Genomic DNA, 15,844 nt, shown 5'->3' with positions numbered 1-15,844 from the left:
TAATTATTCTCTACATTTCAATCTGAGATAATGAATGATGAGAGTTTAGCAAGTTTATTTAAATCTTCTACAAAAGTGTTCGGAAAATGCACCGCTGAGGTCAGTGTAGTATCAAATGTACATACCATTATGATTACACATAATAGTACGTGCTTTTTAAGCTTCTTTCTCATTAGTCCCATTGTACGTCTTCAAACCAACTTAGACATTTTAGTTTAAATCCTTAGGGAGGATTTTCGATTTATAAACTTACTAATTTTTGTTGGTTATATATTTGTCTTCTTTTTCGGATGGATTCCGCTTTTGTTTGCTTTCTTTTTTCCAAAATCTGTTCTGATCTTCCGAAGTACACATCTGCTGGAGTGAGGTTATTTATCGACTCGTGATAGCGCTTGTTATTGTAGTTTTCTACAAACTTCTCCAGTGCCTGGATGAGTTCCTCGGGATGATAAAAATGATTTAGTTTCACTACATTTTTCATCGTTCTGTGATAACGTTCAATCTTGCCCTGGGTCTGCGGATGCATTGGTTTTCCGTGAACCTGTTTCATCCTTAAATCGTCTTTCAGATAGCTTTTCAACTCATTGGAGACGTAGCAGGAACCGTTGTCCGAGAGCAGTTTCGGTTTGGCTTTGGTCTTTAATTTTGCTTTTTTAATGGCTGTGTCCACCGTTCGTTTCACATCTTCGGCTTTCATTGAGTCGCATAGCTCCCAGTGAATGATGTAGCGGCTGTAATCGTCCAAGATCGTGCTCAGATAGTACCATCCCCAGCCTATGATCTTGAAATAAGTAAAATCTGTCTGCCACATTTGATGCACAAATTCCGTTTTGTCTTTGAACTCATTTGCTGCCGAAAGAAGAAAATGATTCGGTGCCGGGATTAAGTCTCTTTGCTTCAAAATCCGGTAAACACTAGATTCTGAAATAAAAACACTTTGCTCATCGGTAATTTTGTAGGCCAGTTCCCTTGCAGATAATTCGGTGTGTTCCAAAGCGATCTCTACTACCAGATCTTTCTGTCTTTCAGGAATGCTGTTCCATTGCCTATGGTTTGTTCTTTTCGTAGTTTCCAAGCCATCATAGCCGTTTTCCAAGTAGCTTTGATACCATTTGTAAAAGCTGCTTCTAGCAATTCCAAAACTTTCCAAGGTTCGTTTCACGCCGAGTTCACTTGTGGTTACCGTTTGAATGATCTCGTATTTCTCAGCTGCCGATAATCTCATATATTTCCTGTATTTATCGATTAATCCAGCCTGTCTAAACTTTTTTTTACAATGTCATAGCGAACGACCAGATCAGCTACGATCTCTTTCAAACGTGCATTTTCCTTCTTCAGATCTGATACTTCATCACTCGTAGCCTCGCGAGCGACATCTCCATTTAAGCGCTTCTTTCCTGCTTCCATAAACTCCTTGTTCCAGGCATAAAACTGCGACTGTGCAATATTATGGTTCCTGCAAAGTTCGGCTACGGAAGTCTCCGCTCGAAGACCTTCCATCACGATTAAAATCTTTTGCTCTGCAGTGAATATTCTGCGGGTGTTCTGCCGAATATCTTTTACGAATTTCTCGGTCGGTTTCTTTTTCGGTGTTGCCATAATTAAAATTACTCTTTTTATGAAAACACTCCTTAAATTTTTAATGTCTAATGTCCACTTTTTGCTGACGATTTACAGTCCCATAAGATCACACTTAAAAAACAGAATCTACTAGTATTCCGATTATCCCATAAATTGCTTCTGTCCTTAATTGCATATAATTACTGGATAACAAATTTTAAATATTAGTTTATATATGCATCTAGCGCCAATAGATGACCGTTGAAGCAACTTATAAAACATAAGTATTCTGCTTTTTAAATTACAATTATTGAGAACAAGTCCTCAATTGAATTGTTATGAAGAAAGGTAAAGTAAAGAAGCAAGAAACAGCAAGACCGAAAATCGATCAATACATCCCATCTATTGAATTAAAAAAAATCCCGCCTGAAAAGGCTTTGGCAATATTGAAAAAAGCGGGCTATGAAATCGACCTGGATCAGTCAGAAGAGATCATGGAGTTTTTATATATCATTGTGAAATTAACGCTCAAAGAATATTTTACATCTGACTGATTATTTGTATTTTAGTACCATATTAGAATGATGAATTTCTACCAACGCAACCTTCTCCATGTTGCAAGCATTAAACAACTTTTTAACGAAATCGTCATTAAAATGATTATAGCAGATCTATACATAAGAGTTTCCACCGATGAGCAGGCCGAAAAAGGCTATTCCCAGAGAGATCAGGATGAGAGATTGCGCAGATATTGTGCAAATAATAATATTTCTATAAATAAAGTAATATATGAAGATCACTCCGCCAAAAGTTTTGAACGTCCCGAATGGAAAAAATACCTGATAGAGATAAAAAAGAGAAATCATAAAAGTACACTTGTCCTGTTTACAAAATGGGATCGGTTTAGCCGTAATACGGGTGATGCTTACCAGATGATCGGTCTTCTCCATAAAAATCACATTATTCCCCAGGCGATCGAACAGCCCTTGGATATGTCCGTTCCGGAAAATAAGCTGATGCTTGCCATATACTTGTCTACTCCTGAGGTCGAAAATGACAGGAGAGCTTTGAATACATTCCATGGTATGAGGCGAGCAAAAAAGGAGGGGAGATTGATGGGAATAGCCCCTTACGGATATATAAATAGGAGTCATGAAGATGGCAAGAAGTACATTGGCATTAAGGAGCCAGAGGCTTCAAATATGATTTGGGCATTCAATGAGATCGCAAAAGGACATATTCCTGCTGACCATGTACGATTACAGATGAATAAAAGGGAAGGTGTATCAATGTCAAGAAGCGCTTTCGCAAAGGCCATGAGAAATCCAGTTTACTGTGGTAAGATCTACATTGAAGACTATAAGCAAGAGGAAGCTTACTACATTGAAGGGAAGCATGAGGCATTGATCAGTGAAAGGTTATTCTATCAGGTTCAAAGGATCATGGACAAAAAAAGAAAAGTAGAGGGTCCGGGAGGAAGAGTATTAGGTAATGAGCGTTTTCCACTACGAGGCCTTCTAACCTGCCCAAGGTGTGGGAAAAATCTCACTGCAAGTGGTGCGAAAGGAAAATCTAAAACCTATTACTATTATCATTGTCATTACAAATGCGGATTCAGATTTGACTCTGACAGACTGAATGAACTTTTTGAGATGGAAATTTCAAAACTGGAGTATAATCCTATCATCAAAGATCTTATGAAGGAGATACTTTTGGATAACTATAAACAATTCACTTATGATATCGAGGCTAAAAGAAAATCGATCTCAAAAGAAATCAACCTGCTGAATGAAAAGGTTGCCAGCGCAAGAGATAAATATCTTTTCGATAAACTAGATGAAGAAGATTACAAAGAGATCAAAAGAGTCACAAAATTGCAGATTGAACAGTTGGAACAGGAGCTTCAGCGTATCGTATCGGAAAGCAAAGAACTTGACATCAGAACAAAAATAGAAAATGCACTCGATTCCATGGAAAACCTTGCAAACCTTTACCAGCAAGGCGATCTATCAACAAAAAGGACGATAGGGTGTTTGATATTTCCCCAAAAAGTCGAATTTGACGGAAAAAGTTTTCAAACACCTAAAATGAATATTGTTGCCCAATGTATCTATCAGTATAACAATGGATTAGGAAATAAAAAAAACCGACATAAGAGAGTAAAAACTTCAAATGTCGGTCTTGTGACCTCGACAGGATTCAAACCTGTAACCTTCTGAGCCGTAATCAGATGCGCTATTCAGTTGCGCCACGAGGCCGTTGTTTCCTTCATGTTTAAAGGTTTGCAAATATAGCACTTTTTTCTTTTCTTTGAAAGATGAAACCAAAATTTTTACTGTTAATCGCATTTTTGAGCGTAATCTCCTGTAAAAGAGAACTAAAAAATTCACCTGAAAACTCTGTTGCCATATCCGGTTTGGTCCATTTTAAAGATCAGAAAGATGGAGTAGAGATAAAATCGGGAAAATTTACGTATCATTTTAAATCAGATCAGATTCCGTTTAAGAAAGTTATCTTACTTAATGCTAGTATGGCAGGCTATATTTCAGAATTGGGCGCAGAAGATTTGGTGGTCGGGGTTTCGAGTCCGGAATACATTTATTCTGATAAAATACAAAGCCTGGTAAAGAGCGGTACCATACAGAATGTCGGGAATGACCAGAAATATGATGTCGAGAAGATCATTTCTCTGAAACCGGATGCCATTTTTACCAATTATATTGCCAGCTTCGACAATACTTATCAGTTACTGAAAAATAACGGAATTCAGGTCGTATTCCTTGACGAATATAGGGAACAGAAACCATTGGAAAAAGCAGCCTATATCAGGCTTTTCGGAAAGCTTTTCGGAAAAGAGAAAGAAGCGTCTGCCACATATCAGGAGATCGAAAAGAACTATAACGATCTGAAGAAGCTGGCCCTGCAGGGAAAAGAAAAACCTGTCGTACTGGCCAATGAGATGTATGGCGATGTATGGTATATGCCGGGAGGTAAAACGTCTGTGGCCCATTTTATTTCTGATGCCAATGCCCGTTATATTTTAAAAGATAACGCAGACGAAAAAGCCGTGACCATGAGCTTTGAAGAAGTCTTTGCCAAATCAGGCGGAGTACGGTACTGGATCAACGCAGGAAATCATGTTTCTAAAAAGGAGATGCTGAATATCAATCCTTTTTATGCGAAGCTTGATGTTTTTAACAACGGAAAAATTTATGGAATCTCAGGAAAAGAAAGGCAGAAATCCAATGATTTTTTTGAAAGCGGGATTATAAGAGCGGATCTGGTACTGAAAGATTATATAAAGATCTTTCATCCTGAGCTTTTACCCGGTTATGAGCTCACTTATATGAAGGAATTACAATAAATCCGGGTATTTGCTTATTTTTGTACTTTCTTTTAGAAATTGATATGTGGAAAAAAATTAAACAGCTTATTTTTATCATTCTCATTCTGAATGTTGTGTTTATCATTTGGGGAAGATTTTTCAATCCTCCGATTACCATTACACAGCTGGGAGGGCTTTTTGAGTATGGCAGGCTGCAGAGGGACTATATTTCCTACGACGAAATGGGAGATAAGGTAAAAAAGGCAGTCATTGCGTCTGAAGACCAGAAATTCTTTGTTCATGACGGTTTCGATTACACTGCAATCGAAAAAGCCATGAAATATAATGAAAAGGGAAAAAAAGTAAGAGGCGGAAGTACCATTTCTCAGCAGACCGCAAAGAATATTTTTCTCTGGCAGGGCAGAAGCTGGTTCAGAAAGGGACTCGAAGCAGTATATACTTTCATTATCGAAAAAGTATGGAGTAAAGATATTATCCTCGAAAGATACCTGAATTCTATCGAAATGGGGCAGGGTGTTTTTGGGATAGAAGCGGCTTCACAGTATTATTTCGGAAAGTCTTCTAAAAATCTTACCACGTCGGAAGCCGCCTGGATTGCTGCCGTTCTTCCGAATCCGAAAAAATACGATCCGAAACATCCGTCCGCTTATTTGTCAAAAAAGCACAACTGGATTATGAGACAAATGAGGAATGTGAGTTTGAAATAGTATCTTTGCACCAATGAAATTCTTAAATTCCGGCATAAACTTTCAATCTGTTCTTAAAAAATATTTCTCTTTTAAGAACGAAACCCTCTCTTTGGAACCCCTTGCTGAGTTTCTCGAAAGTGCTAAAAGAGCAGATTTTACGGAAGTGCTTAATTTTTTCAGAAATAATCCTTCCTCGGCAGAAAATTTTAAATATTATATTCATCATATTTTTGCGGGAAGACCATTCAATCTGTCTTTAACAGAAGCGAATATCCTGTCTGAAAATGCCTTTTTTCCGGAGTTTAAGAAAAGAGTCCTCAATAAAGTGCTGCCTCCGGTAGAAAATGAAAAAACCGTATGGTATTTAATCGATAATATCAGCCTCAGACCCAAAAAAGATCTGGAATATTTTCATAACCTTCCCGAAAATGAAATCGGGGAGTTTTTAAAAATTATCGATGCTGCCGACTTTATTAAAAAATCAGTCGTAAAAAAAGAACTGATCTTTTCCATGAATATCCTTTCCTGGCGGGTTACAGGGATGGCAATGGAAGTGGATGTGGTAAGAATGGCTCCCCAGTATCGGAATTTTGATAATCCGTTTCTGGCATTACAGAATGAACTGGAGCGGCTTGCTGAAGAATTTGAGAAAAATCCGGAAATGTTGCTGAACTCTAAAGACAGCCAGTACAAGCAAATTAAAATTTATGTTGAGCAATGTCAGGAATTTGTAAGCATCGCGTTTAAAAATTCTTCCAAATATGGGATTTCAGGGAAAATTAACCAGTCTCTTCTCAAAATCCGCCAGCAGACCCAAAGGATCTACGAAATTGTTCAACTGCTGGTCATTGACAGTGAAGAAGATGTGTTGATCAAATCAAAGCAGCTGATTTTTAATATTTTAAGGTATAAATCCCATAAAAATAACATTGCCGAATTAATTAATGACAGTACCCGGCTTCTTTCCCACCTGATCACCAACCATACTGCTGAAACCGGAGCCCACTACATCACTTCCACACGCAAAGAATATATGACCATGTTCTATAAAGCCAGTGGCGGAGGTATCATTGTAGGCGCTTTATGTGCGCTTAAAATGCTCTATGGCTATGCTCCGGGAAGTGATTTTTTCCATGCATTCTTATACTCAATGAATTATGCCATGGGATTTGTAATGATCTACCTGATGGGTTTTACCTTAGCGACCAAGCAGCCGGCAATGACTGCTGCAACGATGACGAAAGTACTGTCCGAAGAAAGCAACGGAACAAGAAATAATTTAGAATTTGCGCATCTGGTATCAAAACTCTTCAGAAGTCAGTTTATTGCTTTTGTTGGGAATGTTCTGCTGTCTTTTCCGATCGCTCTGGCTATTATTTACGGATTGGATGTATTCTTCTCGCAAAATTTAGCCGTAGACCGGTCAGATAAGCTGTTGAAAGATTTAGATCCGTTTAAATCCAAAGCAATTCTTCATGCCTGTATTGCCGGTTTCTACCTCTTTATCTCAGGCATTATCTCAGGAAATATCGGGAATAACTCGGTTTTCTACCAGATCCCGGAACGAATTGCCAAAAATCTGTCGATCAGGAAGTTTCTCGGTAAAAAATTTGCTTTGGGATTATCAAAATATTATGCTAAGAACTGGCCGGGAATTGTTTCTAATTTCTGGTTTGGGGTTTTCCTTGGCGCTACAGCACCGGTAGGACTGTTTTTTGGGCTGGATCTCGATATCCGGCATATAACCTTTGCGGCCGGAAATTTTGCTCTGGGACTTTACGGAAAAGATTTTTCTGTAGACGCTTATACCTTCTGGATTTCCTTTATAACCGTTTTTTTAATCGGATTTTTCAACTTTTTAGTAAGTTTCGGTCTGTCTATGTTCCTGGCATTCAGATCCCGGAAAATGAATTTTGGGCAGGTAAGTGAAATCTACAGGGAAATTTTCAGATATTTCTGTAAGCATCCGCTGAAATTCTTTATCCCGCTAAGCTCAGGACTGGACAAAAAAGCTGATGATCTGATGAACAGCAGGATTCCTGCAAAATCGGAAGAACATTAGTTCCGTTATATAATGTAAAGATCATTAAATTTTTCCTCCCCGAATTTATCGTGAAATTTTTTAAGATAAAAGCTTTTACGCATTTTAAAATCATTTTTCAGAAGAGGAGATCCGATCTTGATGATGATGATCTTTTCTTTTAGGTCAACCCTGATAATCTCATTGAAAAGGCTTTCGTCCAGATAATCTTCCAGAAAATCTTTAATCTCAAAAGCAACCAGCTTATCTTCAAAACCATGAATTCTTGCAAAAGATTTGACAAGATCAGAAGATTGGTATTCGCGTCGTTTCTGCTTTTTCATAATAAACGTCGTTTTTCTGCTTTTTTAAACTGTTTTTTCGTGTTATCGTATCTCTCTGCTTACGTTTAGTTAGATCTCAAAAATGATACTTTCTTCATTGATTTTTTTCACCACACTTTCCGTACGTTCCCTGTGGGTATCGGTGATGAAGATCTGCCCGAAATTCTCCTGATTGACCAGTTCGATCAATTGTGAAACCCGGTGATCATCAAGCTTATCGAAAATATCATCCAGCAGAAGAATAGGCGTTTTGTGAGTGAGTTCCTTTACAAGACTCATCTGAGCGAGCTTTAAAGAAATGAGGAAAGACTTCTGTTGTCCCTGTGAACCTGTTTTTTTGATCAGGATCCCGTCCATTTCAAAAAGGAGATCATCTTTATGGATTCCTCTGGAAGTGTAGGTCAGCATCCGGTCTCTTTCAAGGCTTTCTTTTAAAAGGTTCTCAAAAGCAGCGTCCAGCAGATGCGATTCATAGATCACCGACACAGTTTCCTTACCACCGGAAATAATCCGGTAAAAATTCTGTACAATAGGATTTAACTGTTCCACAAATTTTTTTCTCTTTTCAAAAATTTTAGTTCCGGATCTGATGATCGGTTCGTCATAAATTTCAAGAGAATCTTTGTCCCAGGTTCTGTTTTTAGCAAAATATTTCAATAGCGCATTTCTCTGCTGAACGATTTTCTGATACTGAATTAAATCAAACAGATACTCCGAATTGGTCTGTGAGATCATGGAGTCCAGAAATTTCCTTCTGCTTTCTCCCGAATCCGAAATCAGATTAGAGTCATAAGGAGAGATCATAACACTCGGAAGATATCCGATATGATCGGCCATCCTGTCATAGCTTTTATCATTTTTTTTAATGACCTTTTTAGCCTCTTTGGGCTGCAGGATTTTTATAATATCCTCTCCGTCTTCATTTTGAACTTCCGCTTCGATGGCAAAAAAATCTTCTTCAGTTCTGATATTATTAAGATCGGTATTTCCTAAAAAACTCTTTCCTACAGAAAGATAATGCAGCGCGTCCAGAATATTGGTTTTTCCGACGCCGTTATTTCCTACAAAACAATTGATCTGCGGTGAAAAGTCGAATTTTCGCTCAGGATGATTTTTGAAATTGAGCAGAGAAAGGTTCTTAATAATCATTTGTCAAAAATACTCAATATTAATAAGAATAAAAAAGGAAGTGCAGAGCAGCTTTCCACACCGAAAGAAAAATACGAGTCATTCCTTTTATTTTCAGAGAAATAAATCAATATAAATGTCACAGCACCGGAAAAAAAATAAGCAGTTGCATACATACTTTTAAGGTATGCTGCTGATAAAATACAGCTTATAAGAACCAGTGTATAGGCCAGGTATTTTGTATTCTGAACACCGATGATCGTCGGAAAGGTTTTCACCGTATCCACCTTCATATCACGGATGTCGAAAGGCAATACCAAAGCTGTGATATAAAAGAAACTGATTAAAAATATCGGAATGCTGAATTCGTGCAGGGTGAGCCAACAGTTGACCAACGCCCATACCATTCCTACGTAAAATACCTTCAGTAAAGGAATTTTCCGGATATAAACATCCAGGAAAAAGCTGTTATAAAGAAGGCCTAAAACAACGATAATAAACCATTTCAACAGTCTGATCTCATTATGATTGATAATAATAAGCAAAGCACAGATAATTCCTGCCATGGCATTTAAGATCAGTATTTTAATGAAATGTCTTGTTTTTTGGTATTTCGTATAAATATATCCGCTGAAATAGGTGATGAAGATCAATAATACAGAAGGCCAACGGAATGTGTTTTGCTCTTCCATGAAAAATACTGCAAAAAGAGTCCCTGTTAAGGATACGTAAAGCTGGCTGTCAATAACAGATTTTTTGAGTATTTTTAGGAAATTCATTTATCAAAAATAACATATATGAAAAGATTTTACAAGATTTTTGTGCTTTTGCTTCTGTTGCTGAACTTTTCGGCCCTCTTAGCCCAGAAATATTATGACGAACAGTGGAAAAAGGTAGCTGCAAACTATCAGAAAGGCACCTATAAATCTAATCTTCCCATCATTTCAGATATACAAACACAGGCGATGAAAGATAATAATATTGTGCAGCTGATTCAGTCTTTAAAAGCAGAATTCAGTATTGTGAACCAGACCGGTGAGGACGACAGGAACGATTCTGTAAGCAGGCTTTTTAAAAAACTGCAAACGGTAGAAAAGCAGCTGAAAGGAGAAGATAAACTGGTATTCAGTGTTTTGGTAAATGGTTTTTTACTCGATTATTACAATGAACATTCCTGGGAGATCGGGGGACGTACCAATATCAATTCACAGGATGTTTCGCAAATTGAAACATGGAGTAAACTGGATTTTAAAAACTACCTGATTCAGAACTATGACGAACTTGATCAGCAGAAGACTTCCATGGGCAGGGTTTCTTTAAAAAAGTACAAAGATGCTTTTTCGAATAAGGAATATATCTCCTATTTTCCGACTTTGGAAGATTGGTACTCCGCGAAAAAAATTGCCTTTTTGAAACAGGGTACGCTTTTTACCAAAAACGAACTTGAACAGAATCACAGTAAAGTCAATGCTATTTATGATGAATTAATTGCCAGGAACACAGGAAATTCAAAATTATATTTTTCAGATAAAAAACTGCAGGATAACTGTGAATTTACCCGATGTAAAGATAAATTAAAAAAGCTACAGGAGCTTTTGAGATCTGAAGTGCAAGGAGATTATAAAGTCTGGATTATGGATGAGATCACGGATGAGCTGATTTCTGACAATAAAGAAAAAGAAGCACTTGAGCTGATCCGTCAGGCAAAGGCAGAATATCCGAAATCACCATTCATCGAAAATATAAAAAATAAGGAAAGCCAGCTTCTCAATCCCGTCTTAAATATCAAATTTGAGCAGCAGACCCAGGCAGACCGCCCGATTCATTTTGTGGCAGAGCATAAAAATGTCTCTTCCTTTTCCATCAGTATCTATGAAGTTAAAGACGACCTGACCTCATTTCTGCAGTACGGTCAGAATCCTTATGCCAACTCATTTGATAAGGTTAAGAAAAAACTGGTCAAAAAAGAAGTATACCCGTTAGATGATCCCAAAGATTACCGCTCTCACAAAACGTCACTGGAAATACAGGCACTTCCTCCGGGGATCTATCTGGCAGAATATTCTGTCGCGGGAGTTAGCGAAAAAGATACGGATGCTGAAAAAGATTTCTATTTTCTGGTTTCCGAAAACCGAATTATTTACCAGACCAAAACAGATCAGGATCAGATAAAAAATGAATTAAAATTAGTGAGCAGCGAAAACGGGAAACCGATTGCTGATGAAAACCTGACCTTTTATGAATTCGTAGCCAATAAAACTTTAACCAAAACAGAGGCAAAAACCAATGACAAAGGAATGTTCAGGTTTCCGGTTACCGCAAATAAACAATATTACAAAACATTCCTGATTCGGCAGCCAAAAACCAACAGTTTCCAGATGATGCAGGTGTATGGAAACGGGCTCAGTAGAAATTTTGATCGTTTTGAGGATGCCCCTTCAAAAGCCCAGATCTTTACAGACCGGGCAATATACAGACCGGGCCAGACGGTTTATTTTAAAGTGATCAATACCCGGCTGGAGAAAGAAACCGAATCTGTGGTTGCCGGAATGAAACAAAAAATCACCTTAACGGACAGCAATGGGCAGGATGTTTCTTTTCAGAATTTCACCACGAACGAATTCGGATCCTACCACGGCAGCTTTATACTCCCAAAAGGCAAACTGAATGGCATGTTTTCATTAAAGACTGACGAAAATAAAGGATATAAAAATATCAGGGTTGAAGAATATAAAAGACCGAAGTTCGAAGTCACATTTGATCCTGTAAAAGAGGAGTACAGATATGGGCAGACGATCGAACTGAAAGGTAAGGCAATGATGTTTTCAGGAGTCGCCCTAAGCAACACAACAGTAACTTATGAAATCAAAAAACGGAATATCCGATGGAGATACTTCGGATGGTACCCGCAGGATGAAAATAATGAAAACTCTGTTCTGGGGGAAGCAAAAACGAATGAAAAAGGAGAGTTTGTCATTCGTCTCGACCTTAAAAAAGATGATAAATTAGAAGGAATACAGATTGATAATTATGAGATCAACGCCTCTGTAACAGATATCAATGGAGAAACGCAATCGGCAGACACATCGCTTAAAGTGGCGTCAGTTTCCCATTATATAGAAGCCGGTGAAATTAAAAATACATTTTCCGACGAAAACATAAAAGTGCACATTGAAACCAAAAATTATAATGAGCAGCCTCTGAAAAAATCATATCAGGTAAAACTTTCGAAGCTTCAGACGCCGGGCCGGATTTTCAGAAATAATTTTAAATCAGAAGTTCAGAACCTGCCTAAATTCGCAAAAGAGGAATTCATCAGGAGGTTTCCGCACGATCTGTATGATAAAAATGATGAAGCCAAAAACTTTAAAGTTTCATCGGTCATTCTTAATGGCACGACCCGGAATGAGACCTCTCTTGACCTTGGTAAGCTGGAAGCAGGAGAATATCAGCTGGAGCTGTACAATATCGAGGGAAAGGATACGATAAAGACTTCCAGGAATTTCAGTGTATGGAACAAAAATTTACTGTCAGATCATCAAAAAACATTTCTAACGGTTATAGAACCCGACAAAAAATTTTCAAGAGGAGAGAAAGCGGTCGTGCATGTTTATTCGTCGGTTCCAGATGCTTTACTGAATGTTTTCGTGCAGGATGGATCCGGTAAGACGGTTTCTGAAACCCGTCAGTTTAAAAACGGAGTTCTGGAGTACACAGCAGATATTCCGAAGGATAAAAGTGTCCAGACCCTGAATCTGCAGTTTCAGTTGGTTGCCTATAATGACGTTCAGACCCAATCTGTCGATCTCAGCATAAAAGATACAGAGGAGCCCTTAAAAATCGAAACCGTAACTTTCCGCGATAAGCTGGAGCCGAACTCGAAAGAAAAATGGTCGGTTAAAGTGCTTGGGAACAACAAAGAAAGAATAAGTGCGGAAGTACTGGCAAGTATGTACGACCGGTCCCTTGATCAATTTGCAGTCCATCAGTTTAAATGGCAAAGTCTGTACACACCAACCTCTGTGGTTACCTCTTATGATATCAGGCAGTATCTTTTACAGAAATATTATCAGAAAAGAATACCCTACTGGGAAGGGCATTATGTCGCAGAACCTGATTTTGACTGGTTTGACGGCAATATTTATCCGATGATTCAATCCCTTGTAACAACAACAGGATTAGCCAATCAGGAAGGCGTAATGGCCAAAGCCTATGCGCCACCGCCATCACCAATGGCTGTTGTCGGTCGTACAAAAATGAAAGCTGGAAGAATGGATGATGAAGCAGGAAATATGATAATTTCTGGAAGACAGTTGTCCAAACAGGAAGAAAAAGAATTTACTGAAGTTGATGGAGACGGTATTTTAGACAAAGATGATTTTGAGAAATCTTTAGGCACTGTTCCCGTCCGCCAGAATTTAAACGAAACCGCTTTTTTCTATCCGGATTTAAAAACGGATTCCGAAGGCAACGTTAGCTTCGAATTTACCTCACCGGAAGCGCTCACGGCCTGGAAATTAATGTTCCTGGCACATACCAAAGATGCAAGAGCTGCCACACTGGAAAAAGAAGTGGTAACCCAAAAAGAATTCTCAGTGACTCCAAATTATCCAAGATTTCTGAGAGAGGGTGATGAACTGAATCTCCAGACAAAATTATCGAATTTAACGGGTAAAAAACTCAGCGGTTCCGCAGGCTTACAGATTTTGGATGCCTTTACAAATGAAGATATTTCAGAGGAGTTCGGACTCAATTCGCTGACAGCCGTTTCGGGGGCGAATAAAGAGCAGGCTTTCTCGGTGAACGAAAACGGAAATTCTGTGTTAACATGGAAAATAAAAGTTCCTGACCATGTTTCTTCTGTTATTTTAAAGGTAGTGGCGAAGGCAGGATCGTATTCGGATGGTGAACAGCAGGCCGTAGCAGTTCTTCCCAACAGAATGCTTATTACCGATGCGGTTCCGGTGTTTGTAAAAGAAGGGGAAACAAAAACGTTTGAACTGGAAAACCTGAAAAGTGCAGTGTCAAAAACCATTTCCAATGTTTCCAATACCCTGGAGCTGACAACCAATCCGATCTGGGAGGTTATTTTTGCCCTTCCGGCTCTTAAAAATGACCAGAATAATTCTGCGGATGTGATTTTTAATAAATGGTTTGCCGATGTGGTGGCTTCTGAGATTTTCAGCGCCAATCCGAAGATCAAAGCTATATTCGAAGAATATAAAACTAAAGAGTTGCTGATTTCAGACCTTGAAAAAAACCAGGAACTGAAACAGATACTGTTGGAAGAAACGCCATGGGTACTGGAAAGCAGGAATGAAGAGGAGCAAATGGCAAAGCTGTCACTCTTATTGGATACCAATACCATGCACAATTCGATCCGGAATGACTGGGACGATTTCAGAAAATTACAGAATCCTGACGGGGGCTTCTCCTGGTACCAGGGATATCCGAGTTCATACGGAACATCATTGTATATTCTGAAAAATCTTGGAAAAATCAATTCATGGCTGAAAGATCATGTAAAAAATTACCAGAATGCTGAGGAAGACGAATTGGTCGAAAATCTTATCAACTATGTAGATAATGAGATCGGTAAATATGGAGATGTTAACAAAGAAAATGTCTGGAACAACTGGACACTGGATTACCTTGATACCCGGAATTACTGGGAAAAGCAGTATCCGTTAAAAGGAAAAGGCGCTGCCTTAAAATCGCTGGTAAAACAGAAGGCGAAAACAGCAAAAATGACAGACTTTACTTTCTTCGGACTGCACAGAATGGCCTTATTAATGAATGATTACAACTTAAAAGAGGTTTCCGGAAAGTTAATGAACTATCTGAAAGAAACTTCCGTAGCATCAAAAAGTCAGGGTGTTTACTGGAAGCAGAATCTTGACGACTGGGGGTGGTTCAGCTCAAAAGTAGTCAACCAGGCCGGAGCACTGGAAGCGTTCAACGAACTGAGACCTAACGATGAAAAATTCATTGAAGAGATCAAAATCTGGCTGATCACGCAGAAAGAAGTTAATTCATGGGGAAGCTCAAGAGGAACAGCAGAGGTGATCTTTACGATTTTAAATTCAGGGAAATCCTGGACAGGTGCGGATAGTGATAAAGCTACCGTGATTTGGGGTGGAAAAGAACTGAAACCTCAAACGCAGGCAACAGGATATATAAAGTCAACCGTGAAGTCTGATATTCTGGATAAAACTCTGGCGGCCGTTACCGTTACAAAGCCCGGTCCGGGAGTGGTTCAGGGTGGATTGTTCTGGCAGTATTATGAAGATCTTGATAAAATAAAATCTTCTGAAAATGATATTTCCATTGTTAAGGAGCTGTATAAAAAAATAAAAACCGTCAATGGAGAAGAACTACAGAAAATTTCTCCTGTAACCCCGTTGAAGGTCGGAGATAAAGTAACCGTAAGGATGATCCTCAATACCAACCGTCCTATGGAGTTTATCCATATAAAAGATATGCGTGCGGCAGGATTTGAACCGGTAGAGGTACTGTCGGGATATCAGTGGAAAAATAATCTAGGATATTATCAATCTACCAAAGATGCGTCCACAAATTTTTACATTCAATACCTTCCGAAAGGCAAATATATATTCGAATATGACTATGTGGCCAATGCATCAGGAAAATTCTCAAACGGTATCACGATGATGCAGAATTATTATGCGCCGCAGATGAGTGCCCACACCAGGGGCACTAATATTCAGATTTCGGAATGATTTTTGGAATTACAGAA

The 15,844-nt window shown here is 38.6% G+C and carries 10 protein-coding genes and 1 tRNA gene; 6 read left to right on the top strand and 5 right to left on the bottom strand.

Features of this window, described 5'->3' with window-relative positions; translation table 11 throughout:
- Positions 1–241: 241 nt before the first annotated feature.
- A protein-coding gene (locus ODZ84_RS04935) for an IS3 family transposase (RefSeq protein ID WP_408612347.1) occupies positions 242–1,599 on the bottom strand; the annotation gives its coding sequence in 2 pieces (ribosomal slippage) (positions 242–1,261 and positions 1,264–1,599; 1,356 coding nt in all).
- A gap of 299 nt (positions 1,600–1,898) precedes the next feature.
- On the opposite strand from ODZ84_RS04935, the gene ODZ84_RS04930 reads away from it, so the two are divergent.
- Together ODZ84_RS04930 and ODZ84_RS04925 are read left to right on the top strand one after the other, a co-directional pair.
- Positions 1,899–2,114, top strand: a complete 216-nt coding sequence (locus ODZ84_RS04930) for a hypothetical protein (protein ID WP_266175885.1) — start codon at positions 1,899–1,901, stop codon at positions 2,112–2,114.
- A gap of 27 nt (positions 2,115–2,141) precedes the next feature.
- The gene (locus ODZ84_RS04925) at positions 2,142–3,779 is read left to right on the top strand and encodes a recombinase family protein (RefSeq protein ID WP_266175884.1); all 1,638 of its coding nucleotides are present in this window, start codon (positions 2,142–2,144) and stop codon (positions 3,777–3,779) included.
- On the opposite strand, the gene ODZ84_RS04920 is transcribed toward ODZ84_RS04925, so the two are convergent.
- Positions 3,745–3,818: transfer RNA gene (locus ODZ84_RS04920), tRNA-Arg, on the bottom strand. The two genes, ODZ84_RS04925 and ODZ84_RS04920, sit on opposite strands and share 35 nt — an antisense overlap.
- Before the next feature lie 59 nt (positions 3,819–3,877).
- On the opposite strand from ODZ84_RS04920, the gene ODZ84_RS04915 reads away from it, so the two are divergent.
- Genes ODZ84_RS04915 through ODZ84_RS04905 form a run of 3 tightly spaced genes read left to right on the top strand, consistent with a single transcriptional unit; the run spans position 3,878 to position 7,657 of the window.
- Entirely contained in the window at positions 3,878–4,924 is a 1,047-nt protein-coding gene (locus ODZ84_RS04915) for an ABC transporter substrate-binding protein (RefSeq protein WP_266175883.1), read from the top strand.
- 44 nt (positions 4,925–4,968) lie between these two features.
- On the top strand, positions 4,969–5,613 hold the full coding sequence (gene mtgA / locus ODZ84_RS04910) for a monofunctional biosynthetic peptidoglycan transglycosylase (RefSeq protein WP_266175882.1): 645 nt from the start codon (positions 4,969–4,971) through the stop codon (positions 5,611–5,613).
- A gap of 13 nt (positions 5,614–5,626) precedes the next feature.
- Positions 5,627–7,657 (top strand): hypothetical protein, encoded by a 2,031-nt coding sequence (locus ODZ84_RS04905; protein WP_323136862.1) that lies wholly within the window; start codon positions 5,627–5,629, stop codon positions 7,655–7,657.
- Positions 7,658–7,662: 5 nt separating this feature from the next.
- On the opposite strand, the gene ODZ84_RS04900 is transcribed toward ODZ84_RS04905, so the two are convergent.
- From ODZ84_RS04900 to ODZ84_RS04890, 3 genes are all read right to left on the bottom strand, one after another.
- The gene (locus tag ODZ84_RS04900; protein ID WP_266175881.1) at positions 7,663–7,959 is read right to left on the bottom strand and encodes a hypothetical protein; all 297 of its coding nucleotides are present in this window, start codon (positions 7,957–7,959) and stop codon (positions 7,663–7,665) included.
- A 69-nt stretch (positions 7,960–8,028) separates the two neighbouring features.
- Positions 8,029–9,108, bottom strand: coding sequence for a DNA replication/repair protein RecF (gene recF, locus ODZ84_RS04895; protein WP_266175880.1), 1,080 nt, complete (start codon positions 9,106–9,108; stop codon positions 8,029–8,031).
- Positions 9,105–9,866: a UbiA prenyltransferase family protein gene (locus tag ODZ84_RS04890; RefSeq protein WP_266175879.1), complete on the bottom strand. Its 762-nt coding sequence runs from the start codon at positions 9,864–9,866 to the stop codon at positions 9,105–9,107. The genes recF and ODZ84_RS04890 overlap by 4 nt, the downstream gene beginning before the upstream one ends.
- Positions 9,867–9,884: 18 nt before the next feature.
- On the opposite strand from ODZ84_RS04890, the gene ODZ84_RS04885 reads away from it, so the two are divergent.
- Positions 9,885–15,827 (top strand): alpha-2-macroglobulin family protein, encoded by a 5,943-nt coding sequence (locus tag ODZ84_RS04885; protein WP_266175878.1) that lies wholly within the window; start codon positions 9,885–9,887, stop codon positions 15,825–15,827.
- Positions 15,828–15,844 lie beyond the last annotated feature (17 nt).

The sequence above is a fragment of the Chryseobacterium fluminis genome (genome assembly GCF_026314945.1).
Lineage (GTDB): Bacteria > Bacteroidota > Bacteroidia > Flavobacteriales > Weeksellaceae > Chryseobacterium > Chryseobacterium fluminis.
The sequence above is the reverse complement of the archived record's forward strand: the minus strand, read 5'-3'. Positions and strand labels throughout refer to the sequence as shown.

Coding starts and splice junctions, on each gene's coding strand:
- ODZ84_RS04930 (WP_266175885.1), top strand. CDS start 1,899: ATGAAGAAAGGTAAAGTAAAGAAGCAAGAAACAGCAAGACCGAAAATC.
- ODZ84_RS04925 (WP_266175884.1), top strand. CDS start 2,142: ATGATGAATTTCTACCAACGCAACCTTCTCCATGTTGCAAGCATTAAA.
- ODZ84_RS04915 (WP_266175883.1), top strand. CDS start 3,878: ATGAAACCAAAATTTTTACTGTTAATCGCATTTTTGAGCGTAATCTCC.
- mtgA (WP_266175882.1), top strand. CDS start 4,969: ATGTGGAAAAAAATTAAACAGCTTATTTTTATCATTCTCATTCTGAAT.
- ODZ84_RS04905 (WP_323136862.1), top strand. CDS start 5,627: ATGAAATTCTTAAATTCCGGCATAAACTTTCAATCTGTTCTTAAAAAA.
- ODZ84_RS04900 (WP_266175881.1), bottom strand. CDS start 7,959: ATGAAAAAGCAGAAACGACGCGAATACCAATCTTCTGATCTTGTCAAA.
- recF (WP_266175880.1), bottom strand. CDS start 9,108: ATGATTATTAAGAACCTTTCTCTGCTCAATTTCAAAAATCATCCTGAG.
- ODZ84_RS04890 (WP_266175879.1), bottom strand. CDS start 9,866: ATGAATTTCCTAAAAATACTCAAAAAATCTGTTATTGACAGCCAGCTT.
- ODZ84_RS04885 (WP_266175878.1), top strand. CDS start 9,885: ATGAAAAGATTTTACAAGATTTTTGTGCTTTTGCTTCTGTTGCTGAAC.